Here is a 15,464-nt window from a genome sequence, read left to right as displayed (position 1 = left end):
GTCGCCTTTTTCGCCTGAGATCTACTTCACCACCGCCTGTATCCACACGACAATGCGCTGCGCGAGGAAAGCCGTTGTTGCTGGCGACAGTGCGTCACCTGCAATGACGTGATTGTCCCGATCGCCGGTATCGTCGACCGGCACCAGTTCGTGCGCGGCGCCCCAGCGCCCGGCGATTTCGCGGGTGCGGTCCGGCCGCACGATCTTGTCCGAATCGGAAAAGATGAACAGGGAAGGGATGGTCGCCTTCTCCACCGGCGCGCCATAGGCTAGCTCGGTCAGCGCCACCATTGGGAGGGTCGCCGCGATCGGATAGCGGTAGGTCCAGAATTTCTCGTGCAGCGCATTGCGTGGCACGAAGCTGCGCTGCTTGCCGGCGACCAACTCGGCGATCTCTCGGCCCCACGGCATGGTCAGAAGTTCGGCGCCGGAAGCCTTGACGCCGAAATTCGGCGAGATGAACGCTATTGCCGCCACCCCCTCCGATGCGCCCGGCTGCGTCGCAGCCCAGGCTGCCAGCGAGCCGCCGGTCGAGGTGGCGATGACGATCACCTTGTCGCCGATCGCCCGGCCGATGGCGAGGGCTTCCGCATAGTCGTTGATCCAGGCGTTGACGCTGCCATCCGCCATTGCGGCACCGCCCTGTCCGTGGCCGGTGAGGCGGGTGTAGTAAAGATTGGCATCGAGCTGGTCGGCCACCTCGTCCGGCAGCGGACGAACCTCGCCCTTCGACGCCGAAAAGCCGTGGATATAGACGATCGACAGCGGCGTCCTGGCGTGAACCATCGGATTGGCCCAGATGATCTCCTTCTCCAGCCCGTCGTAGACGCCCGGTACGGCAGCCTCCTTGCGTGCCAGATAAGCTTGTGGATCATCGCCGATCACGGAAGGATCGAAGCGGATCGTGGTGTCGGCTTGGATGCGCGGGCCAAGCACGAAGGCCAGGACAAGAATGACGGCGAGACCCAATACCGCAAGCACGATCCGTCGCCCCATCGCAGACTCCACGCAACAATCCGCAACCTATGGCCGCGATGGCAAACAGGCAACGGCGTCTCGCCGGCGGCGGGATCGCCAACTTTGAAGGCCCGTCTATTCGCTCGGCGGCTTGCGGTCGAAAATCAGCGGACGCGCCTTCCAGCGGGTCGCGGTGCTGATGACCCATCGGCAGAACGGTCTCGGCAGGATTCTGAGCAGCTTCAGGCCCCAGCTCAAGCGGCGCGGGAAGGTGACTTCGAAGCCGCCGGACTTGATGCCGCGCGCCATGCGGCGCGAGGCGCGATTGACGGGCATCAGACCGGGCATCGGCAGCAAATTCTTCTCGGTCAGCGGGGTGTCGACGAAGCCCGGATTTATCACCTGGATGCGGACGTTCATCTTGTCGAAATCGTATTTCAGCGACTCTGCGAGGATATTGACCGCCGCCTTGGTGCCGCCATAGGCGGCCGTGGTCGGCCAGCCGAAATAGGCGGTGACCGAACCGACCAGGACGATATGGCCGCGCGCGCGGACGCGCATGCGTTCGATGACCGGCACCAGGCCGTTGATGATGCCGAAATAATTGACATCGAAGGACTGGCGAAATCCACGGACGGTGAGGTCTTCGCCGGCGGTCGCAATATAGCTCCCGGCATTGAAGACGGCCAAGACGATCGGGCCAAGATCCTTCTCGATCGCTGCCACCGTCTTTGCCATGCGTCTCTCGTCGGTGACATCGCAAGGATAGGCCGTGACATGGCCCGCCATCTGCGCCGTCTCGACAACAAGCGTATCGATCGGATCGTCGTCGAGCGCCGTCACCGCGACGGCATAGCCTTGCTCCGCAAGGTCCTTGGCCAATGAACGGCCGATGCCGCTGCTGCCGCCCGTGATCCACGCGATGCCGTCTTTCGGGTTGGCCCGGTAGAGAGTCATGCTATGCCCTGCGACTTTTTTAGCCTGTGCTCTAGCGGTGAAGAAATCGAATGAAAAGAGCGCTTTTCAGTGGGAGCTTCAACGAATAGCGGAAGGCGACGTCTATTTTAGGAATTGCAGCCCAGAAATGCCGCTGGACCAGACAAATTCTTGCCTTGAAACCGAAGCTTCGGGTTTCTAGGGTTCCGCCGCAAGCATAAAGGAATGTCCATGCCCCGTTCTGTGATCGAAGCGATCGGCAATACGCCTCTGATCCGCCTCAACAAAGCCTCGGAAGAAACCGGCTGCGAGATCCTGGGCAAGGCCGAATTCATGAATCCGGGCCAGTCGGTCAAGGACCGCGCCGCGCTGTTCATCATCCGCGACGCCGAGCAGCGCGGGCTCTTGAGGCCGGGCGGGGTCATCGTCGAGGGGACGGCCGGCAACACCGGCATCGGATTGACGCTTGTCGCCAAGGCGCTTGGCTACCGCACCGTGATCGTCATCCCCGAGACGCAAAGCCAGGAGAAGAAGGACACGATCAAATTGCTCGGCGCCGAGCTGATCGAGGTGCCTGCCGTTCCCTACAAGAACCCCAACAATTATGTGAAACTGTCGGGCCGCCTGGCCGAGCAGATGGCCCGGTCCGAGCCGAACGGCGCGATCTGGGCCAATCAGTTCGACAACGTCGCCAACCGTGATGGCCATACCCGCACCACGGCGGAAGAAATCTGGGCCCAGACCGGCGGCAAGGTCGACGGTTTCGTCTCGGCGGTCGGCTCCGGCGGAACGCTGGCCGGCGTCGCGTTCGGGCTCAAGTCCAAGAGCAAGGACGTCAAGATCGCGCTCGCCGATCCGCTGGGGGCAGCGCTCTATAGTTTCTACACCACCGGAGAGCTGAAATCTGAAGGCAGCTCGATCACCGAAGGCATCGGGCAGGGGCGGGTCACCGCCAATCTGGAAGGGTTCACGCCGGATTTCTCCTTCCAGATCCCGGACGAGAATGCACTGCCGATCGTCTTCGATCTTATCCAGGAGGAGGGTCTGTGCGTCGGCGGCTCGACCGGCATCAACATTGCCGGCGCGATCCGGTTGGCGCGTGAGATAGGTCCCGGCCACACCATCGTGACGGTGCTTTGCGACTACGGCACGCGCTATCAGTCGAAATTGTTCAACCCGGAATTCCTGCGTCAAAAGAAACTGCCGGTACCGGGCTGGATGGAGCAGCGGAGCACAATTTCGGTGCCGTTCGAGAAGGTCGCGTGATGGCTTACAAAACGGAAGCGCTGTTTCGCGACGACGCCTATCTCAGGACGGCTGACGCCACGATTGTCGCCGTCAACGACCGTGGCGGCATCATTCTGGACCGGACGATCTTCTATGCCACGTCGGGCGGGCAGCCGGGCGATACCGGCACTCTCGAGCGCGCCGACGGCAGCCTAATCAACGTTGCCGCCACCATCACCGGCGAGACCAAGGACGAGATCATCCATGTGCCCCCGCCTGAGCAAGCAGTGCTTGAGGTCGGCGAGCCGATAAAGCTCGCCGTCGATTGGGAGAGGCGGTATCTGCTGATGCGCATGCACACAGCCTGCCATTTGCTCACCGTCGTCTGCCCGTTCCCGATCACCGGCGCCTCGGTTTCCGAGGATGACAGCCGTATCGACTTCGACATCCCGGATGCCGGCTTCACCAGGGAAGACGTGACGGCCAGGCTGATGGAACTGGTGCGGGCCGACCACCCGGTCTTTGTCAGGCTGATCACCGACGAGGAACTGGCGGCCAATCCGGGACTGGTGAAATCCAAGAATGTTCGGCCACCCGTCGGCACGGGCAAGATCCGCCTGGTCTGCATTGGCGAGAACGCCTCGATCGACAGCCAGCCTTGCGGCGGCACCCATGTGAAGAGCACAGGAGAAGTCGGCGAGATCCATATCGGCAAGATCGAGAAGAAGGGTCGCGAGAACCGGCGCTTCCGAATACGCTTTGGACCGATGCCGCCGGCCTGATAAACAGATTGTCAAAGGCGGGCAGGAGAAGAAGAATGGCCGAAGACAGCCCTTTCACCGTCGATGCGGACTGGTTGCAGAAGCGCCTCGGCGAACCTGGCCTGACCATCGTCGACGCATCCTGGTATCTGCCGGCGCAGAAGCGCGACGCGCGCGCCGAATATGACGCAGCGCACATTCCAGGTGCCCGTTTCCTGGATCAGGATGCGATCTCGGATCCCGATTCCCCACTGCCGCATACGCTGCCGTCGCCGCAGCATTTCGCCCAATATGTCGGCGCCATGGGCATTTCGGCCGACGACACCATCGTCGTCTATGACGGTCCGGGCTTCTTCTCGGCGCCGCGCGCCTGGTGGATGTTCCGTGTCATGGGGGTGTTCCAGGTCTACGTGTTGGACGGCGGTTTCGACCGCTGGAAAGCGGAGGGACGGCCGGTAACGGCGGAGCCGACGAAGATCGCGCCCTGCGTGTTTCATGCCGACTTCGATGCCGCTCGCGTCGCCAGCCTGGCCGATATGCGCTGGATCGTCGAGACCGGGGAAAGCCAGATCGCCGACGCGCGTTCGCCTGGCCGGTTTGCCGGTACCGAGCCGGAGCCTCGCGCCGGCATCCGCTCGGGCCATATGCCCGGCGCGCACAATGTGCCGTTTTCGGCGCTTGCCGAGGACGGCGAGCTGCTGCCGAAAGATCGATTGCGCAAGGTGATCGAGGACGCCGGCATCGACCTATCGAAGCCGGTTGTCACCTCTTGCGGCTCAGGCGTCACTGCGGCGGCGATCACGCTGGCGCTCGAGACGCTTGGCCATACCGACAACAGGCTCTACGACGGTTCATGGACGGAATGGGGAGGGCTTGGCGATACGCCCGTCGTGACGGGCAAGGATCGACAGTGATGGAAAACGGAGCGCTTGAAGACATCGAGGTCACGGTGACGTTTCTCGAAATGCATGTGCCGCCGGCCTATTCGCCGCCGGTGCCGTACAACCGCCAGGTCGCTCTGCTGAAGACCAAAGACATTCCGCTGCATTTCTACCGCTATTTGATGGATCGGGTAGGCCGCAAATGGCACTGGGTCAACGTGCTGAGGCTGAGCGACGAGGAGCTTTCTGCAGGCATCCATCGCGAGGACCGCGACATCAGGGTGCTGTATCTCGATGGATCTCCGGCCGGCTTCTTCGACCTAAAGCCGCATCTGCCTGAAGAAGTGGAACTTGCCTATTTCGGCATGATGGAGCACGCGACCGGCCAAGGCATCGGCCGTTGGTTCCTCGGTGCGGCGATCGCCGCCGCCTGGTCGCACGGCCCAAGGCGGGTGACGGTGCAGACCTGCACGCTCGACCATCCGGCGGCATTGCCGCTCTACCAGAAGCTCGGCTTTGCACCGGTCGCGCAAAAGAAGGAGATCGTGCATCCAATGACCTTCGCCGAGCGTGCGGCCAGTGTCATGCGGCCATGATTTTCTCCGCAAACTGAACCTATTGTTCATCAATGCTTCAGCTTGTCTTTGCCATCTTGCCGGCACCATCAATGCGGCAGAGGCCGAAGGAGAAAAGACATGCTGACCCGACGCACATTTGCCGCCGCGCTGATTGCGGCCCTCGCCGTGCCGACCTTTGCCGTCGCCCAGGCAACCACGCCTTCGGCGGCGACGATCGAGCGTCAGCTCGAGGCCGCACCCCGCGTTAAGCTGCGCCCGAACCAGCGCGTCTCCATCCGCGAATTCAAGAGGCGGCCGGACCTGCGGCGCATGGCCCGTTCGATCGATATCCAGTCGATCAATTTCGCCTTTGGCTCGGCGGCCATTTCCGAATCGCAATATGGCAAGATCGAAAATATCGCCGATGCGCTTCGGCGCATCCTGCGGCGCGACCGCGGTGCCCGCGTGCTGATCGAAGGCCATACCGACGCGGTCGGCTCTTTCCAGTCGAACCAGATCCTCTCCGAACAGCGCGCCGCTGCGCTGAAGCGCACCTTGGTGCGCGAATTCGGCGTGCCGGGCTATACATTGGAAACCGTCGGCTACGGCGAGGAATTCCTGCTGGTGCAGACGCAGAACGAGAATTGGCGCAATCGCCGGGTGACGCTGCGCCGCTTCGACGACTTCATCCGCTGAGCCTGTCCGAAATCCGCATTGGCGGCCATCTGAAGGCGTTTTCTGCGCTTCCGGTTCTCGAAGACACCATCATCTGACTCGCCGCTGTCATTTTCGAAACAGGCTCAGTCACTGCGGTCTGGATCAACAGCCGAAAAAGAGCCTGGCTTGAATGAGTCGCGCTCTTTCCATATCGCTGTCGCTCAAAGCCTACCGCATCGGCCCGAAAATCGGGATCGATTTTCGGAAAGCACGATGCGTAGACTCAAATGTTGGAGTGTCCTTTGCGCTTCAAAAAAGGACGCGCGGCGCTCCAATGATGATGGAGGATCAAACGATGACGATTCGGGTGGTGATGGCCGGTGCGACCGGCTGGGTCGGCAAGGCACTGATTCCGGCGATCGGGGCGCAAGGCGACATGGCACTGGCCGGGGCTGTGTCGCGCAGCGGCGCGGGGCAGGATTCCGGCCTCCTGATTGGCATGCCGGCCAACGGCATCACCGTTTCCGTTTCGCTGGCCGAGGCGCTGGAGGTACCGTCGGACGTGCTGGTCGACTACACCAAGCCGCATGTGGTGAAAGACCATGCGCTGCTGGCCATAGAGAAGGGGCGGCACGTTGTGATCGGCACGTCGGGGCTGGGTGCGACCGATTTCGGGGAGATCGACGCTGCAGCACGCGCCAATCGTGTCGGCGTCATTGCAGCCGGCAATTTTTCGATCACTGCCACGCTGATGAAGCGGTTTGCCCTGATGGCGGCGAAATACGTGCCGGATGTCGAGGTGATCGACTATGCGAGCGCCAAGAAGCCCGACGCGCCGTCCGGCACCGCGAGCGAGCTTGCCCAAGCGCTGGCCGATGTCCGCAAGGCTTCGACGGTGCGGCCGGTCTCGGAGGTCTCGGGTGTGCCGGGAACCCGCGGTGCGGCGGTCGGTACGGGCGAGGGGGTGCAGGTGCATGCGCTTCGCCTGCCTTCCTACATCCTGTCCTGTGAGGCGCTGTTCGGCCTGCCCGACGAGCGGCTGACCATTCGTCACGACGCCGGCTCGTCCGCTGCTCCTTACGTGGCCGGCACACTGCTCGCTATCAGGCGGGTACAGGAGATCACAGGGCTGGTGCGCGGTCTCGACGCCTTGATGGACTGATCCAAATTGGCAGGAATCGGGTGGGAGACGCTGGCGCAGCGGCGTAATTTTCGGTCGACGATACCGGAGATTTCGCCATGACCATCCAGTTCAAAGCCTTGCCCACGGAAGATGTAAGAGCCTTGCAGCGCGGCGCGCCGGACGCCTATGGACTGATACCAGAGCGGAAAATATCCGACGGCGACGGCGTGCCTTGCCGCCACTGCCTGAAGAACGTGACCGCCGGAGACGCCTATCTCATCCTGGCCTACCGGCCATTCCCGGAATTGCAGCCCTACGCCGAAACCGGACCGATCTTTCTGCATGCCGAGGAATGCGAGCGCGCCGCCGAAGCCGAGGCGCTTCCAGAAATGCTCGAAAGTGCCGACTACATCGTGCGCGGCTACGGCAGGGACGACCGCATCGTCTACGGCAGCGGCGCCGTCATTCCGACGGGCGCTATCGCGGCGCGGGCCGAGACCTTGTTCGAGCGCAACGATATCGCCTATGTGCATGTCCGCTCGGCGCGCAACAACTGCTACCAGTGCCGGATCGAGCGCGCGTGACGATCCGGGCGGTATTCATCGGTCGCGTCGTATGCCTGTCGCATTGTCGCGTTACGGAATGATTGTCGATCGATTTGCCGACCGCGGATGAACCGGCGGGAAGTCTCGATATCAGAGGAAGCGGGGCTTTGGCTCCGCTTTTTTGTTGCCCGCCCTGTCCGCCCCGCATTTCTTCCGCCCCAAAGAAAAAGCCCGCCGAAATGACCGGCGGGCTTTGACTGTTGTCTGGACGGTTTTTAGTTGAACTTATACTTCGCGCCGATGCGGACGGTATGGAACGAAGGCGTGGAGGTGAGAGTGTCGTCCGGCAGCCCAAGTTCCGACGAAAAATCCTTCTCGGAGAACTGCGAATAGCGGTACTCCAGGCCGACGGTCACGTTGCTGGACATGGCCGTTTCCAAACCACCACCCACCGAGAAGCCGCTGGAGTCCCAATCGAGGATATCGCCGATGGGTGAAGACGCGTTCAGATCGAAGTGCTGCCAACTGTAACCACCGAGCACGTAGGCGAGGGTTGAGTCGTTGACTTTCATACCGACACGACCAAGCACATCGAATCCGTAATCAGTATCCAGATTGATCGACCCGCCCGGGATCTCGAGTTCCGAAGTCATGCCGGAGTAGCGGGCATCCACCATGACGCCTGCGACCCAGCTGCCGAAATCATGGTCGTAGCCGACGTTCAATTCGCCGAACACGCCTTCGCCACCGATCCCGTTGAACTCGAGGTCGCCAGCCGGCGGAACGTCGATCTGATGCACCGATGCGCCCGCACCGGCGGCGCCGCCGACGTAGAAGCCGGTCCAGTTGTAGGCAGGAGCCTCAAAAGAGGCGACGCCACCATTCTGGGCGCCAAAGCGATAGTTGGCCGCAACCTGGAATGTATGCCGCGACGTGTCGAGGTTGAGGGTGCCATCCGGTACACCGAAATCGGAAAGGAGATCATCATTAGTACCGAAGCGGGTATAGCGATATTCTGACTTGATGGTCCAGTTGCTGTTGATGGCCGTTTCAACGCCAGCTCCGACGAAGTAGCCGCTCTGGTCCCAATCGAAATCAAAACCAGCGTTCGTGTCGAGTTTGTATTTCTGCCAAGTCTAGCACCCACCCATGCTGGCGGCTGTAAAAAAAGCCACAGGAAAGACACATTGCAAGCATGACGGGCAAAGCCTGTCAGCCAATCGCAAACCGGGAAATTTGCTTGTGGAAAAAAAGAGCCGCCGAGGGCGTCGGCGGCTCTGTCGGGAGAGGATTGAGCGGCGGGTTCAGGCGGCGAGAACGGCCTTCGGCTCGACCAACTCATAGCCGAGTGCTTCGGCCACCGCGCGATTGGTGATCTTGCCCTTGTGGACATTCAGGCCGTTGCGCAAATGATGATCGTCGATCAGCGCCTTCAGGCCCTTGTCGGCGAGCTGCAGGCCGTAATGCAACGTTGCGTTGTTGAGCGCGTGGGCCGAAGTGACCGGCACCGCACCCGGCATGTTGGCGACGCAATAGTGAATGACGCCGTCGACCTCATAGGTCGGCGCGGCATGAGTTGTGGCGTGCGAGGTCTCGAAGCAGCCGCCCTGGTCGATGGCGACGTCGACAAGCACCGAGCCTTTCTTCATGCCCGACAGCATCTCGCACGAAACGAGTTTCGGCGCGGCGGCACCCGGGATCAGCACGGCGCCGACGACGATGTCGGCCGAAAAACATTCCTCTTCCAGCGCCTCGACGGTCGAGTAGCGGGTGTGGACGCGGCCGCCGAAGATGTCGTCGAGCTGGCGCAGGCGCGGGATCGAGCGGTCGATGATGGTGACGTCGGCGCCAAGGCCGACCGCCATCCTGGCTGCGTGCAGGCCGACGACGCCGCCGCCGAGCACCGTGACCTTGCCCGGCAGAACGCCGGGCACGCCGCCAAGCAGCACGCCGCGGCCGCCATTGGCCTTCTGCAGCGCGGTGGCGCCGGCCTGTATCGACAGGCGGCCGGCGACTTCCGACATCGGCGCCAGCAGCGGCAGGCCGCCACGGTCATCGGTGACCGTCTCGTAGGCGATGGCCGTCACGCCCGAGGCCAGCAGGCCCTTGGTCTGCTCTGGATCCGGAGCGAGATGGAGATAGGTGTAGAGGATCTGGCCGTCACGGAGCTGAACCCATTCGTTGGGCTGCGGCTCCTTGACCTTGACGATCATGTCGGACTTGGCAAACACGTCGGCGGCCGTCTTGGCGATGGTAGCGCCGGCTGCTCGATAGGCGTTGTCGTCGGCGCCGATGCCGGCGCCGGCACCGGTCTCGACCAGTACTTCGTGGCCATGCGCGATATATTCGCGGACCGAGCCCGGCGTCAGGCCGACGCGGTATTCGTGGTTCTTGATTTCTCTGGGGCAGCCGACGCGCATCTTCTCCTCCTCCTGATCCGGCCCTTTGGGGCACGTTCCCTGTCTAGAGATAGTGAACCACGAATCGTCCCGTAAGTGTTTGCGAATGCGCTTGCGCAGAAGCGCATGGTTCGATAATCGTTGCGCAAAATAGCTGGATTGTCGCAGGAATCCCGAAAAATGCCGCTCGACAGGATCGATATCGCCATTCTCGAAACGTTGCAGAAGGATGGGCGGATACCCAACGCGGCGCTTGCCGAGAAGGTCGGCTTGTCGCAATCCGCCTGTTCGCGGCGGCTGGACAATCTGGAGAAATCCGGAACCATCCGCGGCTACCACGCCCGGCTTTCCAACGCTGCTCTTGGCCACCAGATGACGGCAATCGTGCATATATCGCTGTCGGGGCAATTCGAGAAGACGTTGTCGGATTTTGAGGCGGCGATAAAGCGCTGCCCGAATGTCCTGTCCTGCCACCTGATGTCGGGCGAATACGATTATATCCTGCGCATCGCGGCGAAGGACCTCGTCGACTATGAGCGCATTCATAAGGAATGGTTGTCGGCGATGCCGCATGTGACGAAGATCAATTCGTCCTTCGCTTTGCGCGAGATCGTCGACCGGACGGCGGTGGGGATGAAGCCGGAGCTTGCTTAGGCCTTGAAGGCCTCCGTCACCACCCGGTCCATCGGGATGTCATGCGGCTGCGGATAGATGGTGGCGATGCGCTGCAGTTCGTAGCCGACACCGATGACCAGCGGCTTGAACGGCATCGCCGCCAGTGTGCGGTCGAAGAAGCCACCGCCATAGCCCAGCCGATACTGTCCCGGATCGATGCCGACGATCGGTGAGATGACGATATCGGGCAGCACCGGATCGCCTTCAGCCGGGATCGGGATATTCCAGACGCCCTTCTCCAGCCGGTCGCCCGGTGTGTAGGCGCGAAAGACAAGCGGCCGGCCTTTCTCGACGACGACAGGCAGTGCGGTACGGCCGCCGCGCTCATTGACGGAAGCCATCCACGGCCGCAGATCCGGCTCGCCGCGGAACGGCCAGTAGAGGCTGACCACGCGGCCGGCGACGTCGCCGATAATCGGGTCAAGGCTTTCGCCGATGCGCTGCGACATTGCCGTTCGCGCGTCAGCCGAGACAGCGAGGCGCGCCGCAATCAGCTGCTCGCGCTCGGCCTTGCGCCATCGTTTCACGTCGGTCCAGTCGGATAGGGGCGCCCGGAATTCCGGGTCGAGTTCCTGCATGAAGCAAGGCGGCGAGGAATAGTGAGCCGGACCTTCATCGTCATGATCGCTATCCAAGTTCCACTCCTGTCGTCAGTTTCAATGAAATTATACTCGGCGGCAGATAGGGGGCATGTACATTCGCGACATCTTAGGGCGGGCAGTCGGCAAAGTCGGATGTTGTTGCAGTGCACAAACGTCCCTACATCAGATTTGGCGAAATTGCTCTCCAGCCTGTTCTCCCGGCCAGCCTGTTCTCCCGGCCAACCTGCTCTCCCGGAGTGAATGAGATGAACGAATCCAGCCATCGTGTCGTCGTCGTCGGGGCGGGCTTTGGGGGGCTCGAATTCACCCGCGCGCTTGACGGTGCGCCGGTGCGCATCACCATGATTGACAAGCGCAACCATCATCTCTTCCAGCCGCTGCTCTACCAGGTGGCGACCACGGCGCTGGCGACCTCGGAAGTCGCCTGGCCGATCCGCCATCTCCTGCGCAAGCGCAAGGACGTGACGACGCTGCTCGCCACCGTCAGCGGCGTCGACCCCGTTGGCAAGCGCGTGCTGTTCGATGATGGCGGGGCGGTCGCCTACGACACGCTGCTGCTGGCAACCGGCGCGCGCCACGCCTATTTCGGCCATGACGAGTGGGAGCCTTTCGCGCCAGGCCTGAAGACACTGGAGGATGCCACCACCATTCGACGGCGCATTCTGCTGGCCTTCGAGCAAGCCGAGCGGGAAACCGATCCCGCCAAGCGCCAAGCGCTGCTGACGCTGGCGATCGTTGGTGGCGGACCGACCGGCGTGGAATTGGCCGGCACCATTGTCGAACTGGCGCACGACATGCTGCGCGGTGAATTCCGCAACATCGATACGCGGCAGACGCGCGTGGTGCTCATCGAGGCCGGCGACCGCGTCCTTCCCAATTTCGCGCAGGAACTCTCCGACTATGCCAGCAAGGCGCTCGAGCGGCTCGGCGTGACAGTCGAACTCGGCCGGCCCGTTACAAGCTGCGATGCCGAGGGTGTCGTGTTCGGTGACACGCACCTGCCGGCCAGAACCATTCTGTGGGCAGCAGGCGTTGCCGCTTCGCCGGCCGCCGAATGGCTGGGGGTAGCAGCGGACCGCGCGGGCAGGGTGCTGGTCGAGCCCGACCTGACCGTGCCGGGCAGCCCGGAGATTTTCATCGTCGGCGACGCAGCACACGTCCTGCGGCCGGATGGCCGCATGGTGCCCGGCGTAGCACCCGCCGCAAAACAGCAGGGCCGGCATGTCGCCGCGACGATCAAGGCCCGGCTTGCCGGCGACATGACCCCGCGGCCTTTCCGCTACAAGCATGACGGCGATCTGGCGACGATCGGCAAGCGCGCCGCCGCGATCGATTTCGGCTGGATCAAGCTCACCGGCCGGCTGGCCTGGTGGCTGTGGGGTCTCGCGCACATCTATTTCCTGATTGGCTTCCGTAACCGGCTTGCGGTATCGCTGAGCTGGCTATGGATTTACGCGACAGGTCAGCGCAGCGCGCGGCTGATCACCCAAGGCGACGACGACAGGAACTGACGTCTTCGCCCGCGCACATTCATCCGCACGTCCTCTGTTCCTGATGGACTCGACTGGATTCAGGCGCGAAGCTCTGCCTTCGGGCAGGACTTGGCACGCTGTTGAGGGCTGGCACGTCGTTGAACGGGAGCCGCTTCGAACCGCATCATCGACTTGATGTTCGACGGAAAACCAATTGATCCCATGCGGAAATTGTCGTCGCCACCAAAAAATTACCGTGCCAGCGGCGGCGGCAATTCCCGGAGATCAACGCCTCGAAGATCATCTGCGAGGCGCCGGACACCAACCGCGACGTGATTGGCTACCTCATCAGTCAGGGCACGATCAACCCGTCGGCGGACGCCCTAAGCCCTGTAAACCACCTGGCGGACATCGATGTAGCTGGCGCGGAAGCCGGCTTCGCAATAGTGCAGGTAAAACTCCCAGAGCTTCTTGAAGCGGTCGTCGAAACCGAGTGGGACGATCTTTTCCCATGACCCCCAAAAGCGGTGGCGCCATTCGGCGAGCGTGCGGGCATAGTCGTCCGGGAAAATGCGCTCGCGCAGATGAGCAAGGCCATGGTCTTTGCCGAGCGTTTTCAGGATCGACGGCGTCGGCAGCATGCCGCCCGGGAAGACGTAACGCTGGATGAAATCCGGCCGGGCGCGATAGGTGTCGTAGGCTTTCTCGTTGATGGTGATGATCTGCAGGCCGGCGGTGCCGCCAGGCCGCAGGCAATCCTTCATCTTGCCGAAAAACACAGGCCAGTATTTTTCGCCGACCGCCTCGAACATCTCGATCGAAGCGATGCGGTCGTAGGAACCGGTTTCGTCGCGGTAGTCCTGCAGCTTGATGTCGACCTTGTCGGCAAATCCAGCTTTCTGGACGCGTGCGCTGGCGAAATCATGCTGCTCGCGGCTGATCGTCAGCCCGGTGACGCGGCAGCCGATCTCGCGCGCGGCGAATTCGGCAAAGCCGCCCCAGCCGCAACCGATTTCAAGCACGTGGTCGTTCGCGCCGATGCCCGTGTCCTTGGCCAGCGCGCGATATTTGGCGGCTTGCGCGCTTTCCAGATCGTTGGCGCCAGCCGCATAGAGCGCCGACGAATAGGTCATGCTCGGATCCAGCCATTCCTTGTAAAAGGCGTTGCCGAGATCGTAATGCGCCGAAATGTTGCGCTTCGAGCCGGTGCGGGTGTTTTGGTTGAACCAGTGGCGGACACGCTGGACGGCGTTGATCAGCCAGCTGGCGCCGCCGGCGATGCGCTCTCCGATTTCTGAATTGACTACGAACAGTTCCAGGAAACTGGTCACATCGGGACTGTCCCAATCGCCGTCGATGTAGGATTCGGCGATGCCGATGGTGCCGCCGGTGAAGGCACGGCCGGGCAAGCGCCAGTTCTTGAGCACCAGTTCGGCGTCCGGACCCGGGCCCTTGCCGCCGACGAGGACGGCGCGGCCGTCCGGCATCCTCACCTTGAGCGAGCCACGCGGCAGGTTCATCGCCGCCGACAGCACCATGCGCGCCTTGGCCGGCAGGCCTTTGACGGTCTCGGCGAAATTGAATTCGTCCAATCTGACTGCGTCGCCCGACGCAACGCTGGTGTCTTCCTTGTGAGCCATGTCACGCCCCCCGGGACTCTGCGGCGCCGGCGCAAAATCGCCGGTTTCGACACTCTCTCGCAGTTCATTCGTCAGGGCGCGAACGCCGCTTCCCGATGAATCCCCGCAGCAATCTTTCATGCCATCAAAGGGAACTTCAAGAGCCAAGGCAAGCGAACATGGATCAATGGATAGATTTTGCGGCAGGGCGCTGATCAACGCCGGAATCACTATGGTTGCAGCCACCCAGATGCAGTAGTTTTAGCCATGCGTTATGTCATCGTCATCTGCACCGTCACGTTCTTCCTGATCTGGGACGGACTCTACAATCAGGGCCGCTATCTCGACACCACGGTCAGGGAGATAACGCGCATCGTGCGCTACATCACCGGGATGGTATAGGTTCTTTTCCCCGCCCAACGCGTTGTCGCCGCGACATCGTTGCCGGTTGACGCGACCGTTTTGCTCACACAAAACACGCTTGCACATAGATCGAGGAGGCTGGGGTTGATCCGGCATATCGTTTTCTTCAGCGCGCGGCACAAAGAGGATGTCGAGGTCGTGCGCGCGGGCTTGCTGGCGCTGGGCAACATCCCCCATTCCCGTCTTTTCGAGGTGACGCTCAACAGCAAGGTCGACCCGCTTTCGGACGAGATCGACGTGGTCGTTTATGCCGAATTCGAGGATGATGCCGCTCTGGCCGCCTACAAGGCGCATCCGCTCTATGCCGAGACGACCAGCCAGGTCAAACCGCTGCGCGAATTGCGATATTCGGCGGATGTTGCGGCTGCAACCTGAAGAGAAATTGAGCGAAGCAGGAGCAACGTTACTCCGTCTGAGCGGCGGTCGGGTCTGTCGATTCGGCGCCCGGCCGCTTCGGCGCGTCCCAGACCAGCATGGCGAGAACAGCCATTGCGACGACCGCTGCCGCTATGAACAGGATCTTTCTCATTTTGGTTGACGTAGGTTGGTTTTCCGGCAGCGGCAAGTATCCCGGAGGTTCGCGTAATGCGGCCACGCGATCGGCTGCCTTGGATCCTTGCGGCGTCAGGC

Annotated in this window: 17 protein-coding genes and 2 pseudogenes; 12 read left to right on the top strand and 7 right to left on the bottom strand. The window is 62.1% G+C overall.

The annotated features are described in order from the left end of the window. Positions 1-21 precede the first annotated feature (21 nt). Together AC0L3L_RS28640 and AC0L3L_RS28635 are read right to left on the bottom strand one after the other, a co-directional pair. A complete protein-coding gene (locus AC0L3L_RS28640; RefSeq protein ID WP_473640342.1) occupies positions 22-996 on the bottom strand; it encodes an alpha/beta hydrolase in 975 nt (324 codons plus the stop codon). 96 nt (positions 997-1,092) lie between these two features. Beyond that, on the bottom strand, positions 1,093-1,914 hold the full coding sequence (locus AC0L3L_RS28635) for an SDR family oxidoreductase (protein ID WP_473640340.1): 822 nt from the start codon (positions 1,912-1,914) through the stop codon (positions 1,093-1,095). A gap of 210 nt (positions 1,915-2,124) precedes the next feature. On the opposite strand from AC0L3L_RS28635, the gene AC0L3L_RS28630 reads away from it, so the two are divergent. The 7 genes from AC0L3L_RS28630 to AC0L3L_RS28600 all read left to right on the top strand — a co-directional run bounded on the left by AC0L3L_RS28630 (position 2,125) and on the right by AC0L3L_RS28600 (position 7,683). Beyond that, positions 2,125-3,159: a cysteine synthase A gene (locus AC0L3L_RS28630; RefSeq protein ID WP_473640338.1), complete on the top strand. Its 1,035-nt coding sequence runs from the start codon at positions 2,125-2,127 to the stop codon at positions 3,157-3,159. After that, positions 3,159-3,902, top strand: a complete 744-nt coding sequence (locus AC0L3L_RS28625; RefSeq protein ID WP_473640337.1) for an alanyl-tRNA editing protein — start codon at positions 3,159-3,161, stop codon at positions 3,900-3,902. Before AC0L3L_RS28630 ends, AC0L3L_RS28625 begins: the two co-directional genes overlap by 1 nt. Before the next feature lie 35 nt (positions 3,903-3,937). Continuing rightward, on the top strand, positions 3,938-4,795 hold the full coding sequence (gene sseA / locus AC0L3L_RS28620) for a 3-mercaptopyruvate sulfurtransferase (protein ID WP_473640335.1): 858 nt from the start codon (positions 3,938-3,940) through the stop codon (positions 4,793-4,795). Beyond that, positions 4,795-5,358 carry a GNAT family N-acetyltransferase gene (locus AC0L3L_RS28615; RefSeq protein WP_473487439.1) on the top strand — a complete coding sequence of 188 codons (564 nt, stop codon included), beginning with the start codon at positions 4,795-4,797 and terminating at the stop codon, positions 5,356-5,358. Before sseA ends, AC0L3L_RS28615 begins: the two co-directional genes overlap by 1 nt. Positions 5,359-5,457: 99 nt before the next feature. After that, a complete protein-coding gene (locus AC0L3L_RS28610; protein ID WP_473640333.1) occupies positions 5,458-6,015 on the top strand; it encodes an OmpA family protein in 558 nt (185 codons plus the stop codon). 316 nt (positions 6,016-6,331) lie between these two features. After that, a complete protein-coding gene (gene dapB, locus AC0L3L_RS28605) occupies positions 6,332-7,138 on the top strand; it encodes a 4-hydroxy-tetrahydrodipicolinate reductase (protein WP_473640331.1) in 807 nt (268 codons plus the stop codon). A 77-nt stretch (positions 7,139-7,215) separates the two neighbouring features. Then, on the top strand, positions 7,216-7,683 hold the full coding sequence (locus AC0L3L_RS28600; RefSeq protein WP_473640329.1) for a DUF1203 domain-containing protein: 468 nt from the start codon (positions 7,216-7,218) through the stop codon (positions 7,681-7,683). A gap of 236 nt (positions 7,684-7,919) precedes the next feature. Here the strand turns inward: AC0L3L_RS28600 and AC0L3L_RS28595 are convergent. Together AC0L3L_RS28595 and ald are read right to left on the bottom strand one after the other, a co-directional pair. Then, positions 7,920-8,741 (bottom strand): annotated as a pseudogene (locus tag AC0L3L_RS28595) (outer membrane protein); the annotation flags it as partial. 207 nt (positions 8,742-8,948) lie between these two features. After that, on the bottom strand, positions 8,949-10,064 hold the full coding sequence (gene ald, locus AC0L3L_RS28590; RefSeq protein WP_473640327.1) for an alanine dehydrogenase: 1,116 nt from the start codon (positions 10,062-10,064) through the stop codon (positions 8,949-8,951). 159 nt (positions 10,065-10,223) lie between these two features. Here ald and AC0L3L_RS28585 point away from each other — a divergent pair, with 159 nt between their 5' ends. Next, entirely contained in the window at positions 10,224-10,697 is a 474-nt protein-coding gene (locus AC0L3L_RS28585) for an Lrp/AsnC family transcriptional regulator (RefSeq protein ID WP_023675099.1), read from the top strand. On the opposite strand, the gene AC0L3L_RS28580 is transcribed toward AC0L3L_RS28585, so the two are convergent. Then, on the bottom strand, positions 10,694-11,296 hold the full coding sequence (locus tag AC0L3L_RS28580; RefSeq protein ID WP_473640369.1) for a 5-formyltetrahydrofolate cyclo-ligase: 603 nt from the start codon (positions 11,294-11,296) through the stop codon (positions 10,694-10,696). The two genes, AC0L3L_RS28585 and AC0L3L_RS28580, sit on opposite strands and share 4 nt — an antisense overlap. A 269-nt stretch (positions 11,297-11,565) precedes the next feature. Between AC0L3L_RS28580 and AC0L3L_RS28575 the strand changes: the two genes are divergently transcribed. Together AC0L3L_RS28575 and AC0L3L_RS28570 are read left to right on the top strand one after the other, a co-directional pair. After that, positions 11,566-12,831, top strand: a complete 1,266-nt coding sequence (locus tag AC0L3L_RS28575; RefSeq protein ID WP_473640326.1) for an NAD(P)/FAD-dependent oxidoreductase — start codon at positions 11,566-11,568, stop codon at positions 12,829-12,831. Between the two features lie 135 nt (positions 12,832-12,966). Then, positions 12,967-13,175 (top strand): annotated as a pseudogene (locus AC0L3L_RS28570) (2',3'-cyclic-nucleotide 2'-phosphodiesterase); the annotation flags it as partial. On the opposite strand, the gene AC0L3L_RS28565 reads toward AC0L3L_RS28570, so the two are convergent. Further along, complete coding sequence (locus AC0L3L_RS28565; RefSeq protein WP_473640324.1) at positions 13,176-14,432, bottom strand: class I SAM-dependent methyltransferase; 1,257 nt, start codon at positions 14,430-14,432, stop codon at positions 13,176-13,178. Positions 14,433-14,678: 246 nt separating this feature from the next. Between AC0L3L_RS28565 and AC0L3L_RS28560 the strand changes: the two genes are divergently transcribed. Together AC0L3L_RS28560 and AC0L3L_RS28555 are read left to right on the top strand one after the other, a co-directional pair. Next, positions 14,679-14,813 carry a hypothetical protein gene (locus tag AC0L3L_RS28560; protein ID WP_280178893.1) on the top strand — a complete coding sequence of 45 codons (135 nt, stop codon included), beginning with the start codon at positions 14,679-14,681 and terminating at the stop codon, positions 14,811-14,813. A gap of 105 nt (positions 14,814-14,918) precedes the next feature. Next, entirely contained in the window at positions 14,919-15,209 is a 291-nt protein-coding gene (locus AC0L3L_RS28555; RefSeq protein ID WP_473640321.1) for a Dabb family protein, read from the top strand. 28 nt (positions 15,210-15,237) lie between these two features. Here AC0L3L_RS28555 and AC0L3L_RS28550 read toward each other — a convergent pair whose 3' ends face one another. Next, positions 15,238-15,363, bottom strand: coding sequence for a hypothetical protein (locus AC0L3L_RS28550; protein ID WP_473527923.1), 126 nt, complete (start codon positions 15,361-15,363; stop codon positions 15,238-15,240). Between the last annotated feature and the right edge of the window lie 101 nt (positions 15,364-15,464).

The sequence above is a fragment of the Mesorhizobium sp. WSM4849 genome, assembly GCF_055811385.1.
Note: the sequence above shows the minus strand (reverse complement) of the source record. Positions and strands in the feature narration are given on the sequence as shown.

Coding starts and splice junctions, on each gene's coding strand:
- AC0L3L_RS28640 (WP_473640342.1), bottom strand. CDS start 996: ATGGGGCGACGGATCGTGCTTGCGGTATTGGGTCTCGCCGTCATTCTT.
- AC0L3L_RS28635 (WP_473640340.1), bottom strand. CDS start 1,914: ATGACTCTCTACCGGGCCAACCCGAAAGACGGCATCGCGTGGATCACG.
- AC0L3L_RS28630 (WP_473640338.1), top strand. CDS start 2,125: ATGCCCCGTTCTGTGATCGAAGCGATCGGCAATACGCCTCTGATCCGC.
- AC0L3L_RS28625 (WP_473640337.1), top strand. CDS start 3,159: ATGGCTTACAAAACGGAAGCGCTGTTTCGCGACGACGCCTATCTCAGG.
- sseA (WP_473640335.1), top strand. CDS start 3,938: ATGGCCGAAGACAGCCCTTTCACCGTCGATGCGGACTGGTTGCAGAAG.
- AC0L3L_RS28615 (WP_473487439.1), top strand. CDS start 4,795: ATGGAAAACGGAGCGCTTGAAGACATCGAGGTCACGGTGACGTTTCTC.
- AC0L3L_RS28610 (WP_473640333.1), top strand. CDS start 5,458: ATGCTGACCCGACGCACATTTGCCGCCGCGCTGATTGCGGCCCTCGCC.
- dapB (WP_473640331.1), top strand. CDS start 6,332: ATGACGATTCGGGTGGTGATGGCCGGTGCGACCGGCTGGGTCGGCAAG.
- AC0L3L_RS28600 (WP_473640329.1), top strand. CDS start 7,216: ATGACCATCCAGTTCAAAGCCTTGCCCACGGAAGATGTAAGAGCCTTG.
- ald (WP_473640327.1), bottom strand. CDS start 10,064: ATGCGCGTCGGCTGCCCCAGAGAAATCAAGAACCACGAATACCGCGTC.
- AC0L3L_RS28585 (WP_023675099.1), top strand. CDS start 10,224: ATGCCGCTCGACAGGATCGATATCGCCATTCTCGAAACGTTGCAGAAG.
- AC0L3L_RS28580 (WP_473640369.1), bottom strand. CDS start 11,296: ATGCAGGAACTCGACCCGGAATTCCGGGCGCCCCTATCCGACTGGACC.
- AC0L3L_RS28575 (WP_473640326.1), top strand. CDS start 11,566: ATGAACGAATCCAGCCATCGTGTCGTCGTCGTCGGGGCGGGCTTTGGG.
- AC0L3L_RS28565 (WP_473640324.1), bottom strand. CDS start 14,432: ATGGCTCACAAGGAAGACACCAGCGTTGCGTCGGGCGACGCAGTCAGA.
- AC0L3L_RS28560 (WP_280178893.1), top strand. CDS start 14,679: ATGCGTTATGTCATCGTCATCTGCACCGTCACGTTCTTCCTGATCTGG.
- AC0L3L_RS28550 (WP_473527923.1), bottom strand. CDS start 15,363: ATGAGAAAGATCCTGTTCATAGCGGCAGCGGTCGTCGCAATGGCTGTT.